The sequence below is a fragment of the Cocleimonas sp. KMM 6892 genome, from assembly GCF_035798195.1.
Lineage (GTDB): Bacteria > Pseudomonadota > Gammaproteobacteria > Thiotrichales > Thiotrichaceae > Cocleimonas > Cocleimonas flava.
The window spans coordinates 1-16098 of record NZ_JAPFBV010000002.1; the positions used below are offsets into that span (position 1 = coordinate 1).

17 protein-coding genes are annotated in these 16098 nt (G+C 40.9%); 4 read left to right on the plus strand and 13 right to left on the minus strand.

Translation table 11 applies throughout. The annotated features are described in order from the left end of the window. Window positions 1–313 precede the first annotated feature (313 nt). On the plus strand, window positions 314–454 hold the full coding sequence (locus OO007_RS05580; RefSeq protein ID WP_325808056.1) for a hypothetical protein: 141 nt from the start codon (window positions 314–316) through the stop codon (window positions 452–454). A gap of 99 nt (window positions 455–553) precedes the next feature. On the opposite strand, the gene OO007_RS05585 is transcribed toward OO007_RS05580, so the two are convergent. From OO007_RS05585 to OO007_RS05610, 6 genes are all read right to left on the minus strand, one after another. Continuing rightward, the gene (locus OO007_RS05585; RefSeq protein ID WP_325808057.1) at window positions 554–1297 is read right to left on the minus strand and encodes a pseudouridine synthase; all 744 of its coding nucleotides are present in this window, start codon (window positions 1295–1297) and stop codon (window positions 554–556) included. A 221-nt stretch (window positions 1298–1518) separates the two neighbouring features. Further along, window positions 1519–1860, minus strand: a complete 342-nt coding sequence (locus tag OO007_RS05590; protein ID WP_131905711.1) for a DUF4405 domain-containing protein — start codon at window positions 1858–1860, stop codon at window positions 1519–1521. A 330-nt stretch (window positions 1861–2190) separates the two neighbouring features. Continuing rightward, on the minus strand, window positions 2191–3231 hold the full coding sequence (locus OO007_RS05595; protein ID WP_325808058.1) for an MBL fold metallo-hydrolase: 1041 nt from the start codon (window positions 3229–3231) through the stop codon (window positions 2191–2193). A 68-nt stretch (window positions 3232–3299) separates the two neighbouring features. Beyond that, window positions 3300–4592: a hypothetical protein gene (locus tag OO007_RS05600; protein WP_325808059.1), complete on the minus strand. Its 1293-nt coding sequence runs from the start codon at window positions 4590–4592 to the stop codon at window positions 3300–3302. A 142-nt stretch (window positions 4593–4734) separates the two neighbouring features. Next, window positions 4735–5679 carry an AraC family transcriptional regulator gene (locus tag OO007_RS05605; protein WP_325808060.1) on the minus strand — a complete coding sequence of 315 codons (945 nt, stop codon included), beginning with the start codon at window positions 5677–5679 and terminating at the stop codon, window positions 4735–4737. 149 nt (window positions 5680–5828) lie between these two features. Next, on the minus strand, window positions 5829–6710 hold the full coding sequence (locus OO007_RS05610; RefSeq protein WP_131905707.1) for a LysR family transcriptional regulator: 882 nt from the start codon (window positions 6708–6710) through the stop codon (window positions 5829–5831). Between the two features lie 128 nt (window positions 6711–6838). On the opposite strand from OO007_RS05610, the gene OO007_RS05615 reads away from it, so the two are divergent. Together OO007_RS05615 and OO007_RS05620 are read left to right on the plus strand one after the other, a co-directional pair. Further along, window positions 6839–7330 carry an ester cyclase gene (locus tag OO007_RS05615; protein ID WP_207907034.1) on the plus strand — a complete coding sequence of 164 codons (492 nt, stop codon included), beginning with the start codon at window positions 6839–6841 and terminating at the stop codon, window positions 7328–7330. Window positions 7331–7422: 92 nt separating this feature from the next. Continuing rightward, the gene (locus tag OO007_RS05620; RefSeq protein ID WP_325808061.1) at window positions 7423–7905 is read left to right on the plus strand and encodes a nuclear transport factor 2 family protein; all 483 of its coding nucleotides are present in this window, start codon (window positions 7423–7425) and stop codon (window positions 7903–7905) included. Window positions 7906–8115: 210 nt separating this feature from the next. On the opposite strand, the gene OO007_RS05625 is transcribed toward OO007_RS05620, so the two are convergent. From OO007_RS05625 to OO007_RS05640, 4 genes are all read right to left on the minus strand, one after another. Further along, window positions 8116–8988: an alpha/beta fold hydrolase gene (locus OO007_RS05625; RefSeq protein WP_325808062.1), complete on the minus strand. Its 873-nt coding sequence runs from the start codon at window positions 8986–8988 to the stop codon at window positions 8116–8118. Between the two features lie 132 nt (window positions 8989–9120). Next, window positions 9121–10494 (minus strand): ferredoxin reductase family protein, encoded by a 1374-nt coding sequence (locus OO007_RS05630; protein WP_325808063.1) that lies wholly within the window; start codon window positions 10492–10494, stop codon window positions 9121–9123. A gap of 364 nt (window positions 10495–10858) precedes the next feature. After that, window positions 10859–11353 (minus strand): hypothetical protein, encoded by a 495-nt coding sequence (locus OO007_RS05635; protein WP_325808064.1) that lies wholly within the window; start codon window positions 11351–11353, stop codon window positions 10859–10861. Between the two features lie 35 nt (window positions 11354–11388). Continuing rightward, window positions 11389–11898, minus strand: coding sequence for a hypothetical protein (locus OO007_RS05640; protein ID WP_131905702.1), 510 nt, complete (start codon window positions 11896–11898; stop codon window positions 11389–11391). Between the two features lie 448 nt (window positions 11899–12346). Between OO007_RS05640 and OO007_RS05645 the strand changes: the two genes are divergently transcribed. Continuing rightward, on the plus strand, window positions 12347–14185 hold the full coding sequence (locus OO007_RS05645) for an ankyrin repeat domain-containing protein (RefSeq protein ID WP_325808065.1): 1839 nt from the start codon (window positions 12347–12349) through the stop codon (window positions 14183–14185). Window positions 14186–14356: 171 nt separating this feature from the next. Here OO007_RS05645 and OO007_RS05650 read toward each other — a convergent pair whose 3' ends face one another. The 3 genes from OO007_RS05650 to OO007_RS05660 form a co-directional block, all read right to left on the minus strand. Further along, on the minus strand, window positions 14357–14983 hold the full coding sequence (locus tag OO007_RS05650; protein WP_131905700.1) for a MarC family protein: 627 nt from the start codon (window positions 14981–14983) through the stop codon (window positions 14357–14359). Between the two features lie 98 nt (window positions 14984–15081). Then, window positions 15082–15390 (minus strand): DUF1330 domain-containing protein, encoded by a 309-nt coding sequence (locus OO007_RS05655; protein ID WP_131905699.1) that lies wholly within the window; start codon window positions 15388–15390, stop codon window positions 15082–15084. 36 nt (window positions 15391–15426) lie between these two features. Continuing rightward, window positions 15427–15921, minus strand: a complete 495-nt coding sequence (locus tag OO007_RS05660) for a hypothetical protein (protein WP_325808066.1) — start codon at window positions 15919–15921, stop codon at window positions 15427–15429. Window positions 15922–16098: the final 177 nt, after the last annotated feature.

The following is a 16098-nucleotide window of genomic DNA, read 5'->3' on the forward strand; positions in this document are numbered from 1 at the left end:
TATCGGGGCGGCTATTCTTTGGTTACTTTCTTGTAGCTGTAGACAAGAAAGTGACTCGTAGCCGATAACCAAAAGTAAGAGGGAAAGAATAAAGTTCACAAGCTACGAAAAAGCCCACTCAAATATTAATTAAAAAAAAAGTGCCTAGCTCTGCATAAATTCTATTTACGTTTTCAAAAAACAAAAACGTAATATCATTCAAAGTAGGGGGGTGACTTAATAATCATTAAAAAGACAAGAATCAAAACTAGCGACCAAATACCCTCTAAAGCAACGAGCATTACAGTAAATAATGGATCAGGATTAAGGTTGTTTGAGTGACGATAGGAGCGAGTTCCCTTCATTCCCATTATTTGCGAAACGCGCAGTGAACCCGCAGGGTGCTTTATCGGGGCGGCTATTCTTTGGTTACTTTCTTGTAGCTGTAGACAAGAAAGTGACTCGTAGCCGATAACCAAAAGTAAGAGGGAAAGAATAAAGTTCACAAGCTACGAAAAAGCCCACTCAAATATTAATCAAAAAAAGTGCCTGTAAGTAGGGGGGTGACAATTTTCTAATCCCAATCAATCTGATCAATCACTCGCTGAAAGCTAGCCTCTATAGGTGCTTCAATCACCAAAGACTCCAAACTAATCGGATGCGTAAGCGTTATCTGTGTAGCTGCCAGATATAAGCGAGTCTGCTTAAAATAGTCTTGAAAAAAGTGATTGTGATGACGATCCCCATGATTTACATCTCCCACAATTGGGTGATTACAGTGATTCAGGTGACGACGTATTTGATGTTTTCTGCCGGTTTTCGGCATCGCTTTTACTATGGTATATCTGGCTGAATCATAGCGTCCCACGGGTTGCTGAATGGTTGCTGTTTGTTGACATTCAAAATGTGTTTCAGCCTCTTGCATTTTCCCTTCTTCAGTATCGGGTTCGGAGAACTTGTCGACATGGTATTTGAGGGGTTTATCGACTATCCATTTTCCATGATCTTTTGCATGGCTTGGCCAGCCTCGTACCAGAGCGAGGTATTCTTTTTCGATGCTATTATTCTGGAATTGTTCTTGAAGTAATCGGGCAACCTCTGATGATAGGGCAAAGATAAGAACGCCTGAGGTGGGCTTATCCAGACGATGTACGGGAAATACCTTTTGGCCAATGGCATCTCTGGTCATCTGCACGGCGAATTGTGTTTCGTCGGAATCCATCCACGATCGATGAACCAAAAGACCTGCAGGCTTATGTATCGCTACGATGTCATCATCTTGATAGAGAATAGAAAAGCTGTCTGAAAAGTCAGTCATAGAGTTCGTTAGTTTTTGGGGGGTAAAGGCTGAATAAATAAGTATCTTAAAGATAACACTTATAAACACACCCCTGTACTTTTATGCGGCTTTTCACGCAGTAAAGAAAGAAGTGAACTCGTGACTGATCTCTAAAATAAGTGAAAAAGAAATACGCTCCTAGCGACGAAAAACTCACTCAAATGTAAACTCATTAAAAAAGTGCCCCTTAAAACTTGTTGTTACTCGTGTGATTCTGCCTGACCTGCCAGTTCATCCATCGGTATCGCAATATTGTCGGGTACTTTATTGTTGATCGCTACACCGTAGAGAAATACCAGTAGAAATACCAATACACTGCCGAATATTGCGATTGTTTTCGTCTTCAAATAAGTTAATAGAGATCGATAGTTAAAACTAAGATGGCCAATCACCGAGATGATCATTACCAGCCCGAAGAGTTTATGTACCGGGTGCATCTGAATAGTAAACGATGGTTTTTCAATGAAAAACATCATCAACCCTGATGTAGACATTGCTATAAATGAGACAAGCAAGGCTACTGCAAAAAATTTTCTAGGCATGGTTTTCTCTTGTATATTTTAGGTGTTAATAATGACGCTAAATATCTTCGATAATTGAATTAACGCCGTTCAGTGATCATTTTGCGGTTTTAATAATAGTCTCAATATCAACTGGACAAAATCGGTAGTCATCATGTGGTGAACCGGAGAGCATTACGGGTAAGTCGTCAATTCGAACCTCGCCTTTTTCTCGGTCACCTGTCCATTAATTGGATGTTTGCTAATTTAGTGGTATGTCACTCATAGCTTGTTTCTCATGAAAAGTAATAAAAATTAAAGCGAATACTAACCCAATCAGAAGCTAGTATTCGCCTTTAACGTAGTTAAGTTTTATGGATCAAGAATTATCTGATGCATAAACATGGTTTGGCAGTTTTCCACGGCATTCAAGTTGGCATTACGTACGCGCCCAGCCCAATTTTCGATAAACTTACTCGCGCACAGATTCGACGCTGTCATGATACTTTCTTTGTATTCCCAGTGGTCTTGACCATCTTTATAACGTTTGGCTGCTTCTTCAGCGCTTTTCTGGAATGCAGGGGATTTTACAACCTCAAATAGAATCTTTTGCATGTCCGCTATCAACGCTTTATAGGTTTCCATGTGAGCTCGGGTGGGTACAATGCGTTCATGACCGGGAATAACAAACTCAAAATCATAAGTATCTAATAGTATGCCGGGCAACATAAAGGCGAACATTGGGTCGGAAGATTCACCAAAATGGATCCAGGGAGCGGCATCAGCGTGGAACATATCAGTAGCAAACAAGATCTTCTGTTGCGGTGCGTACATGATGGTGTCGTCTTGAGAATGCCAGTTCCGTCCTAAATCTTTGAATTCAAGTCGGAGGCCGCCAGTTTCCAGTACATAACTGTCCGACCAGGTTGTGTCAGGCATAGGACGTTTTGGGTCTTTTGCAATTGCCAGAAATTTGGTGGTTCGTTCATTGGCAATCAACTCTGCTGACTCCGGAAAAAGATAAGCCCCCTGAGAATGGTCTCGATGATGGTGTGAGTAAATTACATGAGTGATGGGCTTGTCGGTGACTTGAGGAATTACCTTGAGCACAAATGGCGAGACATCTGGCTTGGGGTCATAAACAACCACCCCGTCGTCTGTGACAAAAAAGACCATGTGTTCGAATTCGTCATGAACGAAATAGGTGTCTTTGGCAATTTCATAATAGTTGTAGCCGCGCTCAGGCATTGGCGCATAAACATAATCTCTAACACTGTATTTGTCTTTTACCGCCTGTGTATCAAACGTGTTTTCGGCTGTCGCTACTCCACTTATTGTTAAAATAACCGTGGCAAAACACACGCTCAATGTATTTTTGACATTAGCGGGCAGTAGATTTTTTAGCTGTTTCATTTCTATGTTCCTTTATCTCATTTGATAATTACCCCTGTTGAAAGGGTCTTTCAAGAGGGTGTTTTGTCTTACTTTACGATCTTTCCGTTGAGGTAAACATTGGTTTCCATTTCGGTTTCATTTTGAATGCCTTCTCCTGCAAAACACATACGAAGTGATTGTTTGGCATACTCATTTACCGCTTCTTCTGCAGCGTCGCTGGTGACGATGACTCTGGTGATGACATCATCCAGATGTCCCGTCATTGAGGGAGTCATAAAATTATCCTGCTGATAATTAAACTGGTGTTCTACCCGGTAATTTTTAATTTCGACGCCTTGTTTCTGGAAGAGAAGTTTGTTTATCGAAAGTTGACTCATTAAGCAAAAGGATGTGCCTACGGTGAAATAGTCTCTTGAAGTTGGCGCTTTATCCATTCCAGAATATCCACGGCTATCATCAGCATAAAGCTCCCAGGTTTGATAATTTTGGGTTAATGATTTCGCTCTGATCTTATGCATATAGGGTCTGCCTGCATCATTTGCAGATTCGGCAATGGCAATTTCTGGGAATATCATAGGGTTTGGCATATCAAGCATGCCAAAAGCGAGGTCTTCTTCAATGTCCATTGTTTCAAACGTTAAATCAGGTGTGACATTAGTTAGGGTAAAACCATTGTCGATAGAAATAGGGGATTCTACTTTCCCTGCATGAACTGTCATCCCTGACCAATTATCTGAATTGATGACAATTGCAGCATCGATAGTGGTTTTGTTTGCCAGTCCTTCACCCACAGCCCACGCTTTAAGAGCCATTTCTTTTAATGCTGTTATTTTTTTGGGTGGCTCATTACTTTTAATGAGAATATTAGAGATGACTTTATCCGTGTAGCCAGACCATTTTTTTGTCATGGGATCGTCGAATCTAAAAAATATTTTTGATTCTATTTTTACATCCTCAACATCCAGACCTAATATTTTTATGCTTCTTTCAATTTGGGTTAATAAACTAGAGGCTGAACCTGCCGCATAATAGGTTAAAGGGTTTGGCGCAGTTTGATCATGATCAGTACCACCTTCGTCACTGACAAGTTCCCATGCACTGAATTGGTCTTCACCTACAGGCTTCACTATTCCTTTCTTGAGGAAAAGAGCCTCTTTGTTAAATATGTTTTGAGTGGTGGTAACAATATTTTCGGTAATTGCACCGTTTACTGGTATGGCTTTTGTCGGGGTAAACGTTATTGGGCGCGTATAGTCACTTAAACGTGTTGCGATTTTATAGGTTTTTGAATCCTGCCTTGTGTCAGTATCTGCATAAACGGCACTTCCTGATATAAGAAGTGTGGTTAGTATTGATAAAGTACTTAGTTGAGTTTTCATTGTTCTCTCCTTGAATGCTAATGGTTAATTCATGCTATGGGGATATGATGAATTAATGCAGGAGTTTATATAGAGACTGAACACGGGTGTTCTGGTACTTTTCGCGGATTTTCGATTGAATCATTCAATCTTTTGACTTAAATCAAGGGGTTTTCTCTGAGTCAATCTGGTATTTTTCTCGTATCTCCTGGCGAAACGCTGCAGGACTCATACCGGTTTCACGTTTAAAAAATCGTCCGAAATAGGACGAGTCTTCAAAGTTAAGGTGATAACCGATTTCAGCGATGCTAGCGTTGCTTTGCACCAGTAAACGCTTAGCTTCTACCGCAAGCTTTTGTCGAATAATGTTTCCCGGTGATTGTCCTGTAACAGCTTTGATGGTATCGGTGAGATGGCTGGTACTAATCCCGATTTTGTTGGCGTAGTCTTTTACAGAATGTTCCGAAATAAAGTGTTCGGATACCAGTTGTGAAAACTGTCGTACGATAGGCGATGTTGTCTTGGCGTGTCTTTCTGGGTGATCAACATCATATAAACGATGAAGTTGTGTCAGTAGGATGTGTAAATAAGCACGTAATACGGAAAGACTTCGCACAGTCTCATTGCGAAACTCCTGCTCTATTCCATCAAACAATCCATTCACCATTGCAGATGCTTTGTTATCGATAGAAAGGTAGGGGGCTTGTCCCACATCGTGGAAAAAGGAGAAATCATGGGTCCTGATAATGTTCGAAGAAGGAATGCCTAAAAACTCTTCAGTAAAAAGCAGGGCATAGCCCTTTAATGGTTTACTTAATTGCCAAAAATGGACCTGGTCTTTGGAGAGGAAATAGAATGTATTCGGTTTTACGGGATAGGGTTCGAAATCAATGATATGAGTTCCTTCGCCTTCACAAATATACAGCACTTCATAGCAATCATGACGATGTGGATATTTTGCCTGAGCTGACTCATTCATGGCCCCAAAACTGGTCATTACAAACGGAAATTCTGGATCAAGGGGTTCGAGTGGTTTTCCCTGAGAACTCTGTACATTATCAACAGTGTTTTTAAAAGAATGTAATGGAATGTCTTTGTTTTTTTTCATGATTAACTAAAAAAAGTGCCTTCGCAAAGCATAAATTATTCGGCTACGCCTCATCCTAAAGGGTCAGCTAAAGCTTTTGTCTCGCAAGCTCGGCTCTATTTACATTTTCAAACAACAAAAAACTAATATCATTCAAAGTAGGGGGGTAACTATTGTATATTCTGTTTTAAGTGTTCTACAAAACGACTCGTCAAACCTCCCTTGGGCGCATTCGGCGGCCACACCGCATAAACACCGACAGATTTAATTTCTATTTCTGGTAATACATGTACTAATTTACCACTTTCAAGTTCTTCTTTTATCAGAAACTTTGGCAATGCAGCTATGCCGTTATCATTTGAGACGAGTTTATGTATGGCGTAGGCACTGTTAACCCGAATTCTGGATTGGGGTCTGAATACTCTTTTGGGGTTATTTGGAAAAGAATAAAGATTCGCAAGGCCAACCGAGGAAAGCTCCATCCAGTCCCAGGTTTCGACTTCTTCAACGGTTATTTCATTGGGCTTGGTTTTGAGATAGTCGGCTGATGCGACGACGTATCGATCTACGTCATAGAGTTTTCGCGCTTTGAGTCCACTGTCTTGTAACCAGCCCATTCTGATTGCGACATCTACCCCATCATTGATCAGGTTGGTGGTTAAATCAGAAAAATCGAGATCTAGAATGACATTGGGATGTGACTTAGCAAACGAACCGATGTGATTAACCAAAGCCGATTGTTGTAAAACCGCCGGAAGTGTGACGCTTAAATTTCCTATAAGTTGTGTCGACTGTTTAGTGGCAACATTTAAAAAACTTTCTGCAGCTTCTAGCATGGCGTGCGCTGAAATCAGTAGCGCTTCGCCATCGGAGGTGAGTGAGAGTTTACGGGTAGACCGGTATAGCAAGGCTACTCCTAGTTCTTCTTCCAATTTGGCAATGTGATGACTGACCACAGATGGAGAGAGATTCAAAGCATGCGCCGCTTTACGGAATGAGCCGTGTTCGACTGTTTTGGCAAACACGGCGATTTGTCTGAGTTGATTGAGCATTATCTCATTTTATCGAATTATGAAATTAATTAAAGGCATATTATCAAACAATGAGAGAGTCGATAGAATGTTTTTTGTGGCTACAACATGTAACTGCTTAATTTTCTAAACACACAAAAGAGACATTTATGATGAATATTTTCAAAAAGATTTTTGCATTACTTATGGTTGCTGCGCTTCCAATGATGGCAATGAGTAATGTTTCAGCAGCTGATAATAAAGCAACGACACAAACGTTTTATGATCTTCTAAGTAATCCTGGGTCAGCCGCAGCCGTAAAAAACTTCAACACGCACATCGCTGATGATTGGGAGAGTATTGGAAACTATTCGGGGAAAAATAAATCTAAAGAAGCATTTTTAGGTCAGATAGGCTTTTTCTCTAAATTAATCCCAAACCTTAAATGGGAACCTCAGGAGATGATCGAATCAGGTAATCGCGTTGTCGTTAGAAGCCGCGCAACAGGTACGCCAACGGGGCCTTTATTTGGTGTTGATGGCAAAGGCAAAAGCTTCGATATTTTAACTATTGATATCCACACCATTGAAAATGGCAAAATCGTTAAGACTTATCACGTTGAAGACTGGTCTGGTGCGCTTGGTCAATTGAAAGGTAAGTAAAAAGCACGTAATCAGCAGGTTAAAGGCAACAAGGGCTGGGTGTTTTCATCAACGACCAGCCCAAATTTAAAGAGATAGAAGGAGTTACACCGATGAAATATATTTATTCAGTATTACTAGCAGGGTTGATGTTAACGAATGTGGCAGGAGTGGCTCATGCCGATGAACAATCTGATAAAACACTTGCGGTTGCCCAGTCATTTTTGAATGCAGCAGGAAGTGGTGATGGAAAGACGCTCAATGAATTAATGAGTGATGATTTCGTCTGGCACAACGAAGGTGATCCAAACATCCCATGGATTGGAAATTGGGAAGGCAAAGAAAAAGTGATGGGGACATTTATGCCAGCATTCGGTGCAGGTTTAAAAGTAACAAGCTGGAGTACCGATTACAGTTTCTCAAAAGCTGATCAGGCGATGTTCATGGGTACCATGAGCGCAATCGCGAATAATTCTGGCGTCGATACTGGAAAATTCACCTGGGCTGTTCGGGTGCATGTTAAAGATGGCAAAGTGAAAAGCTGGAACTGGCTTGAAAATAGTTATGCAGTTTCTAAAGCTTATAACAGCAAATAAGTCTGAATTGATGTTCGCGTGATTTGCACGTGAACATCAATTATTAGATATCAATCACAAAGCGTTTCACTAATTACCCTGAAAATGGTTTCAACCTAAGAGTCAGTTTATAAAAGTACCTTTGCTTTGCATAAACTCAATTCACTTTTTAAACAACAAAATGAAAAGTCGCTTAAAGTAGGGGGGTGTCATTTAGATATATGCTGATGTCTAGATAGATTCTTGTAAAAACTTTGCTATAGCAGGTTCCACAGCTTCTTCACTTAAGAGTGGAGCGTGTCCTACATTCGGTATTTCCAACACCTCAAGATCGGGTTTCATCTGTTGCATTCTTTTTACGCATTCAACATCAATAATGTCTGAAAGCTCGCCACGAATGAGCAGCATGGGTTTATCCAGAATCTGTTCATAGATAGGCCAGAGGTCTGGCGCCACTCTGTTATCGCTATTGTCTTGTAGCGGTATTGCAATATTAGGATCACAGGCAATTATGGGGCGACCGTTTTCATCTTCACGGTATAAACGCTTTGCGAATTTTAACCAGTCTTCGTTAGTGGCATCTGGAAATGCAATTCGATTAATTACTTCTGTTTGTCTGGCCGCTTCTTCCCAGGTATTTACGGGCGTTTGTTTGCCGACATACTTCTTTAAACGATCGAGTCCTTTTTCTGCAATTTCAGGGCCTACATCATTAATAATCATCGCATCTATCATGTCTGGCTTCATCGCCGCCATCATCATCGACATGATTCCACCCATTGATGTTCCGAAAAGAATCACCGATGAAAGCTTTAACTCTGCCAATAATAGGAACATGTCCTGAACGTAAACCAGGGGATTGTAGTTGTTCGGATCGGGGTCATAATCAGACAAACCACGTCCTCTTTGATCAACCACAATTAAGCGATAATCATCAGCGAGTTGATTGCAAATATCTTCAAAATCGGCGGAGTTTCTTGTCAGCCCATGCATGCAGAGTATGGTTTTTGCGTTTGGGTTTTTATCAAGCGTAGTGGAATAATCTCGCGCATATAAACGCAAACCGTTTTCGCTGGTGTACCAGATGTCATTGTATGTAGTCATGCGGGGTATTGTTTCATAGTTTAAGCAGAAGTACTTAATTGAAAGCCATGAAATACAGTGATGGTAATAGGTTAAAAATAAGTAAACAAAAAGCCACCCCCCTACTTATAAGCACTTTTTTTATGCGCTTGGTTAGAGGTATGAAAACTTCTCAAAGATAATCTGCTGTTTGGGAATGCCCGCTGATTGAAGTGTTTCCACGGCTGAATCTAACATCACAGGTGGTCCGCAGAGTAGGTATAGCCACTTTTCTGGATTGGGCATAACCAGCGCTGCTTTTATGACGGCTTCATCCAGATAGCCAGTAGAACCTTGCCAGCCCTGTGGTGGGTCGGAGAGTACATAGTCCACATCCAGATTGATGTTGCTGGCAGCTTCTTTAAGCTCATCTTTAAAGGCAATCTGGCTTTCGATACGATTGCCATATAACAGCTTTACTGGGCGATTATCTTTATCGTGAGCCATTTGCCTGATGATACTCATCATCGGTGCGACACCGATACCACCGGCGAGCATCACGATTCCGTCGAACGTCTGATCATCGATAATGAAATAGCCGTGTGGGCCATCCAGATACGCATGTTGACCGTCGGTGATAGTGCCGATTTCTCGGGTGAAATCACCTGACTCTTTAATCGTAAATCGTATTTGTGGCAGATCAGAAGGGGCTGAGCTAATCGAAAATGGATGCTCGGTTAGATTGAATGGATCTTTTTGTAGTTTTAACCAGGCGAACTGTCCCGCTTTAAAAGTAAAGTCACTGCTCTTTTTCTTATTGGCTTCTACCATTACATGCCAGGTTTTGAGCGCTGCTGGTATGACACTCACGACATTGTACAAACGCTTTTTTTGTAGCATCGGGAGGATTAGGTAGGTACGGATTAACGTTAGTGATGCAATTGCGATTAAACCAAACCAGAAAAGCTTCATCATCAAATCTTCACTATAACGACCTGCTACGAGTACATGATGCAAACTGGCGGCGACCAACACTAGCGCAGCCAAGCCATGTAAACCGCGCCAGGATTCGTAGCGATAGGGAAGTTGATCTCTAAACAACGCAAGCGCAACGAATACAGGGAGCAATACCCAGGCAAACATTCCCGTGATAAAAGCAGAAAGGGGGAGCGTCAGGTAAAGTTGATGCGTCGGGTCCCACGGCAAGTCCTCATTCATCGGTAACGTATATAAATATGGGTGAAGGAGAATGAACCCGGTCAACACAATCGCCATTACCTGATGCAGGCGCATTGTTTTATCGATGCCAATTTTTCCGGAAATGGTACGAAAACGCCCAGAAAGTAAAAAGCTCATCAACATCCAGGTGAAACCAATCAGTCCGAAAGCTGATGCAAATTCATTGGGAAATTCGCGCAATGGTTTGTTTTGCAGATACGCTAAAACCAGAGGCAGTGAAGATATTAGTAAATAAAGAACAAGCAATAACCGTGGATGTAATCCATCCAAGATGTATCTAGTGTGTTTTACATCTTTTGCTTTGTTCATTTTATGAGGGTGGGCTATTTGTTATAAAAAAATACATCTATCAATGTTTATCACCTTATTATTTTAGCGCATCGACTGTTGGCTTTTATAGACATGTGTCAGTTTATAGGCATTTATTGGTAATGGACATTTGTTGGTAATGGACACTTTTAGCAATAGATATTGTTGCTAATAGATATCTATTCTTTGGGGGTTCTTTTTTAAGATATTTTGGTTTTTTAGAAAAATTCATTGCCAACTGGATAGCTGGCAATGAATGATTAGGATGTAGTAAATGTAAGATGATGGGAATAGTTAAACTGCATGAGTAAACACAGTAAATTACAGTTCCTAATTTGAGCTCATCTCAGGATAATTCTTTAATTTACTGGACGCCTCCAGAGCTTGAGCACTCAAATCTACAAACTGCGTTAAAAGGAATATGATCACCTTCATTGCAAGGGTTATAATTAAACGTATCAGTCGTATTAGGCGTAACATCTTGTAATATGGACTTGCAAAATGCACCTTCAGGAAATCCGCTCAGATCAATTTTTCCTGCGACTAATGTTCTTTGTGCCCCGTCCTGATTTTGAAATATACTTGTTCCATTGGGGTTAAGAGTAACCGAACCTTTTGATCCAACTATAGGAAGAGAAGCATAGCCGACTGCTGATACATCTGATATTAATTTAACACCGCCCATGCCTGACACAAGTGCGCCAACTCCGATTAGTGTGATAAAGAATTTTCCGGTATTCGCGCTTTTTTGTTTTGATACTTTAAAAGCTACAAAAAATAACAATAAGCTAAGTATAAATAACATCATACCGCTTAAGGTTGGTACTGCTGCTGCATTTAATAAACTGTAATTGAACATCTTTTTCTCCCTATTTTAAAAGATCATGTTTATATTTATAATGGATTATCAAGTACGCAATCAAAATAACACACAGCTTTAAAAGTAATATGCGTGCCTTCAGTACAGGCAGGATCGCTATTAATGACTGCTTCCGGTGGAGCTGCTGCTGTTATTTTTTGAACCCTAGTGCGCGCTATGGCTGTGCACGTTGATCCTACAGGATTAGTAAGTGCTCCTGCGACTAACGTTCTTTGTGAATTATCTAGATTTTGGAACGTATTTAGTCCATCAAGATTTTGTAGTTGAACTTGGCCTTTTGATCCAACTAAAGGAAGTTCATCAATAAATACAATAGCTTCCGCATCAGTAACTAATTTAACACCACCCATACCTGACACTAGTGCGCCAACTCCGATGAGTGTGATAAAGAATTTTCCGGTATTCGCACTTTTTTGTTTTGATACCTTAAAAGCTACAAAAAATAGCGATAAGCTAAGTATAAATAACATGATACCGCTTAAGGTAGGCACTGCTGCTGCAGATAATAAACTGTAACTGAACATCTTTTTTCTCCCAATTTTTAAATAAAAACTTACACTTCTTTAAAACTCTTTCCTGACTTTAGTTCTCTGCGCATTAGTGCTTTTATATCGTAAACCTGATCAAATCAGTCGTGGATATGGAGGCATGCATCTTGTTGTTCTATTACTTTATAGACCAATATGACGTACTGATAACAAAAAAATTATAAAGCGACAAAAAGTCATGGCGCTCTTATCTTTTTTTGATGAGTTTTTTCTCGCTGTGATTCTATAGCGTTAAGATTAAGCAAATGTTAAATAAGTCACATTTTTAAACTTTAAGCTGCTTTTAATGATTCTTTTTATACTTGATAAGTAGTTAATTAACTGCCACTTGATTATTAGGTATTTTGCTTCAATTAAAGCTTGATCGAAAATCGTAGCTGCCATAAGTTACGTTCTAACAAAACCTACCAACATGATTTTGAATATGCTTAATAAACTGCTTGTTTTAATCCTATTATTTCCCGTTTTAAGCTGGGCTGCTCCGGCTCCTGAGCGTATTTTGAACAAGAGCTGCCTCAATGCTTATCAGACGCAGTATAAAAACCTGAAACAACATAAAGCCTTTGTTTATGTGAGAGAAGAAAAGACGGGCAAGGATCGATGCCAATGGCATTACGGCGCTAAAGACGTTGAAACTGCAAAGAGAGAAGCGATTAAATCCTGTGCCAAACACCAATTAAATGCGGAATGTTTGGTGGTTGATGCCGATGGCACTTACCTGGTGAAAGAGGGTGATTTTTCACAGATTACCCCAGCCGACAATACACCGCTGAGCGACTCGCAAAAAGAAGCGCTACTGGCTGAAGCAAAGAAACTCGTTCTGGGTAATTGTCTGCCTTTCTATGAAACTCACTTAAAGGATAAAGAACACAGAGTTTTTACATACAGTCTTGATGCTGATGGTAAATATGCCTGTGGCAAAAGTTTCGGTGATAATTTGCAATCGGTAACACAAAGCGCACTTAAAGCCTGTAAAACCAATAAATCAAAACGCGGCAAAAATGCACCTAAAAGTGCGTGTAAAGTGTATGCGGAAAACAAACAGATTCTGCTAAGTGCGGATGATTTTGGTGTGAATCTTGTCCCCAAATCAGACAAATATTTAAGCAGTAGTGAGTACAGTGAGTATCTGAATAAGGGCAGAGAAATCATTAACGAAGGTCCGTGCCTGTTTCAATTTAAATACTATCTGCGCGGAAGTCAGCATCAAGCCTTTTACTTAGCCAATGATAAATCAGGTAAGCAGGCATGTGGTCGTGCAGAAGGGGCTTTCTCACCAGATTTGGCTGATAGCGAAGCTTTGAAAAAGTGTCAGGCTAATGTGAAAAAGAAGAAGCTACAAGCCAGCTGTAAACGTTATGCGAAGAATTTTGAGATCGTCGGTCAACCTGAAGATTTCGGTATCGTGATGGGTGACGAAGATTATAAAAAAGCCATCTTCAAAGGCAATCTGGTCAAGATTAAACAGTATGTTGAAAAAGGGTCTGATGTAAATATGACCGCGAAAGATGGTATGAGTCCGCTATTCATCGCAGCCGCGAAAGGCGATCAAGCCTTCTTTGAAACACTCGTCGCCAAAGGTGGCAATCTGCAACATAAAGCCAAAGATGGCAGTAACCTGTTACTGGCTGCAACTATGGGTGAAAACCCGAATATCATTCGCTATTTATTGGATAAAGGCTTTGATGTGAATGCTAAAGGGGCGAAAGGTAATACGCCACTGCATGCTGCTTTCAGAGTGTATAACAGCTACCTCATTGGTCTTCTGATGCAAAACGGGGCTGACCCCACGATTAAGAATGATGCAGGGATATCGGGTATCGACCTAGGGAAAAAGTTAAAAGTAAATCTTGATGCGCTCGAAACACTGGATGGAAAAACCATTAAAGATGGTTGTAATCCGGTATTTTACGCGGCCAAATACGGTGATCTCGTTGGTGTGCAGAAGCTTGCGGCTCTCGGTGCCGATATTAATATCGTGTGTGACGATGGCATGTCGTCCTTATCCATTGCGAAAAATGATGAAACATTCATTAAAGAATTAGTTAAATTAGGCGCAGACGTCAATGCGCAGGATGATAGGGGAGTAACGCCACTGATGCACGAAGCCAGTCACGGTATGAAAGATGCCTTGAGTAAATCAAAAATATTACTGGCGTTGGGCGCTGATAAATCGCTGAAGGATAAAACCGGCAAAACCGCGTATCAAAGAATCAAGGATAAAAAGACAGCCAGCGATGAATTGAAGGCTTTATTGAAATAGAGGATTATTAGTGAATTGGAAAGGGGTATGAAGATAGCAAAAGCCACCCCCCCACTTATACGTGGTTTTTTCCGTTAAAATAAAAATAAGGCAAACCAAGGCTTTTGGGCCTTATTTACTATAGCTCTGCTATTTGCACCTTAGTGTGTGTACTGAGCTATTTGATCCCGACTATCTAAGAATAGGGAACATCGCGCGTAATCCTTCGGCCAGCATACCTACTGCCATCGCCATCAATATCATCCCCATTACTCGAGAGACGATTGCCATACCACTTTCACCCAGAGAATTGGCAACAACGCGTGAATAGGTAAACAAAACACCAGTGATGGCGCTAACGATGATTACGATCACCGACATTATAAAGTCAGAGCTGATACCAGAATGGTTTTGGCTAGCGACAATCACGGTTGCCATTGTTCCCGGACCTGCTAGTAAAGGGATAGCTAGTGGAACCACCGCGATAGAATCGTGGCTTGAGTGAACCGTGGTCTCGGCCGAACTGGTTCTGTGGTCATCTTTGTTAAATAGCATGTGTAAGCCAATTAAAAGCACGATTAAACCACCGGCTACTCTGATCTCATTGACGGTTATACCAAATAATTGAAGGAATCCGCCACCCGCCCAAATAACCACCAATAAGGTAATTGCTGATGCAAATGCACAGGTTTTGGCAATCTTACGAGATTCCTCTTCACTTCTGTCGGCTGTGAGGCTGGCGAAAATACCTACACCACCAATAGGATTCATCATTGAGAATAGAGCGGCAAAAAAGGCAAAAATATCAGTAGTGTTCATATCGGTTTGCGAAGCTAGAGTCGTTGGTTTAACAAGCTCGGCAGTTTACATTAATTGCCTTAAAGTAACAGATATGGATGGTGTGAAAGCGAAAACAGTTAAGCCATCGACAGATAACTCACCAGATCAATATTAGCCGCCAGATCACGGTTAGGTATTAACGCTTGATAGGCATCGGATTCAATCCAGTTATCCAGAGATTGCTGGTTTGGAAATTTGATAATAACGTTATCGGTATGTGAGGAATCTGCGCGCGCGGAGCTGTTCGTAAAACCTTTCAACGTTTCCCCGCGGAAGACGAGAGTGCCTCCCCAGGGAATCAATGTATCAGGAACCTTGCTTTTGTATTCTGCCCATCTAGTCTCATCTTTAACGGTAATATTGCCGATGATATACGCTTCTTGCATGGTTAGATTCCTGATTGTTAGATTGATAATTAGCCCTTAAGCCGCCTGACGGAGTGAGTCGGCTTTGTGTTTACCAAGATAACTATAGCCTAATAGAAATACGCCGATAGCTAAAAAGAAAATCAAATGTAGTAGCAGTTTTGCATCAAGGTTAAAGTTTAGAGGAGGCAAGCCATTCAACGATGGAAAACCATCTCTGGTCACCACTCTAACGATTAATTGATTCGCAGGACCAGCGATAACCGTTGTGATCCACCCCAGTGCGGCAATAAATATGCCGAAAGAAAGCAGGTCTTTGCTGATGAATAACGCCAGTCCCGTCGCAATGCCATATCCAATGGATACCAGTAAATGAGCAGTCCAGGCAACTATCAATGCTATAGATGGACCTATATTACTCAGTTGGGTGTAAGCCGCCGCGTGTCTATCTGTCAGTGGCGACATGCCAAACAGAGGTTGTACGTAGATAAATAATACGCCAACGATAAAGCCGGAGAGTGCGCCAATGAGTAAAGTGTTTTTCAAGTTCATGCGAATGACCAATGTAATGCGTTAATAATGGTTTAGATACGCGAGGAAAAAGAATTTGGATGTGTTAACGCTTGATGCATAAGGTTTCATTTGAACTTGTTTGTTTTTTAAAAAGCAATGCTATCTAATCAACGGTTAATTACATAAAATACGCATCTCAAAAAAATAAGGAAGGTC

What these genes read in the sequence shown, in the direction of transcription:
- OO007_RS05585 (WP_325808057.1), bottom strand. Translation starts at nt 1,297, where the DNA reads ATGACTGACTTTTCAGACAGCTTTTCTATTCTCTATCAAGATGATGAC.
- OO007_RS05590 (WP_131905711.1), bottom strand. Translation starts at nt 1,860, where the DNA reads ATGCCTAGAAAATTTTTTGCAGTAGCCTTGCTTGTCTCATTTATAGCA.
- OO007_RS05595 (WP_325808058.1), bottom strand. Translation starts at nt 3,231, where the DNA reads ATGAAACAGCTAAAAAATCTACTGCCCGCTAATGTCAAAAATACATTG.
- OO007_RS05600 (WP_325808059.1), bottom strand. Translation starts at nt 4,592, where the DNA reads ATGAAAACTCAACTAAGTACTTTATCAATACTAACCACACTTCTTATA.
- OO007_RS05605 (WP_325808060.1), bottom strand. Translation starts at nt 5,679, where the DNA reads ATGAAAAAAAACAAAGACATTCCATTACATTCTTTTAAAAACACTGTT.
- OO007_RS05610 (WP_131905707.1), bottom strand. Translation starts at nt 6,710, where the DNA reads ATGCTCAATCAACTCAGACAAATCGCCGTGTTTGCCAAAACAGTCGAA.
- OO007_RS05615 (WP_207907034.1), top strand. Translation starts at nt 6,839, where the DNA reads ATGATGAATATTTTCAAAAAGATTTTTGCATTACTTATGGTTGCTGCG.
- OO007_RS05620 (WP_325808061.1), top strand. Translation starts at nt 7,423, where the DNA reads ATGAAATATATTTATTCAGTATTACTAGCAGGGTTGATGTTAACGAAT.
- OO007_RS05625 (WP_325808062.1), bottom strand. Translation starts at nt 8,988, where the DNA reads ATGACTACATACAATGACATCTGGTACACCAGCGAAAACGGTTTGCGT.
- OO007_RS05630 (WP_325808063.1), bottom strand. Translation starts at nt 10,494, where the DNA reads ATGAACAAAGCAAAAGATGTAAAACACACTAGATACATCTTGGATGGA.
- OO007_RS05635 (WP_325808064.1), bottom strand. Translation starts at nt 11,353, where the DNA reads ATGTTCAATTACAGTTTATTAAATGCAGCAGCAGTACCAACCTTAAGC.
- OO007_RS05640 (WP_131905702.1), bottom strand. Translation starts at nt 11,898, where the DNA reads ATGTTCAGTTACAGTTTATTATCTGCAGCAGCAGTGCCTACCTTAAGC.
- OO007_RS05645 (WP_325808065.1), top strand. Translation starts at nt 12,347, where the DNA reads ATGCTTAATAAACTGCTTGTTTTAATCCTATTATTTCCCGTTTTAAGC.
- OO007_RS05650 (WP_131905700.1), bottom strand. Translation starts at nt 14,983, where the DNA reads ATGAACACTACTGATATTTTTGCCTTTTTTGCCGCTCTATTCTCAATG.
- OO007_RS05655 (WP_131905699.1), bottom strand. Translation starts at nt 15,390, where the DNA reads ATGCAAGAAGCGTATATCATCGGCAATATTACCGTTAAAGATGAGACT.
- OO007_RS05660 (WP_325808066.1), bottom strand. Translation starts at nt 15,921, where the DNA reads ATGAACTTGAAAAACACTTTACTCATTGGCGCACTCTCCGGCTTTATC.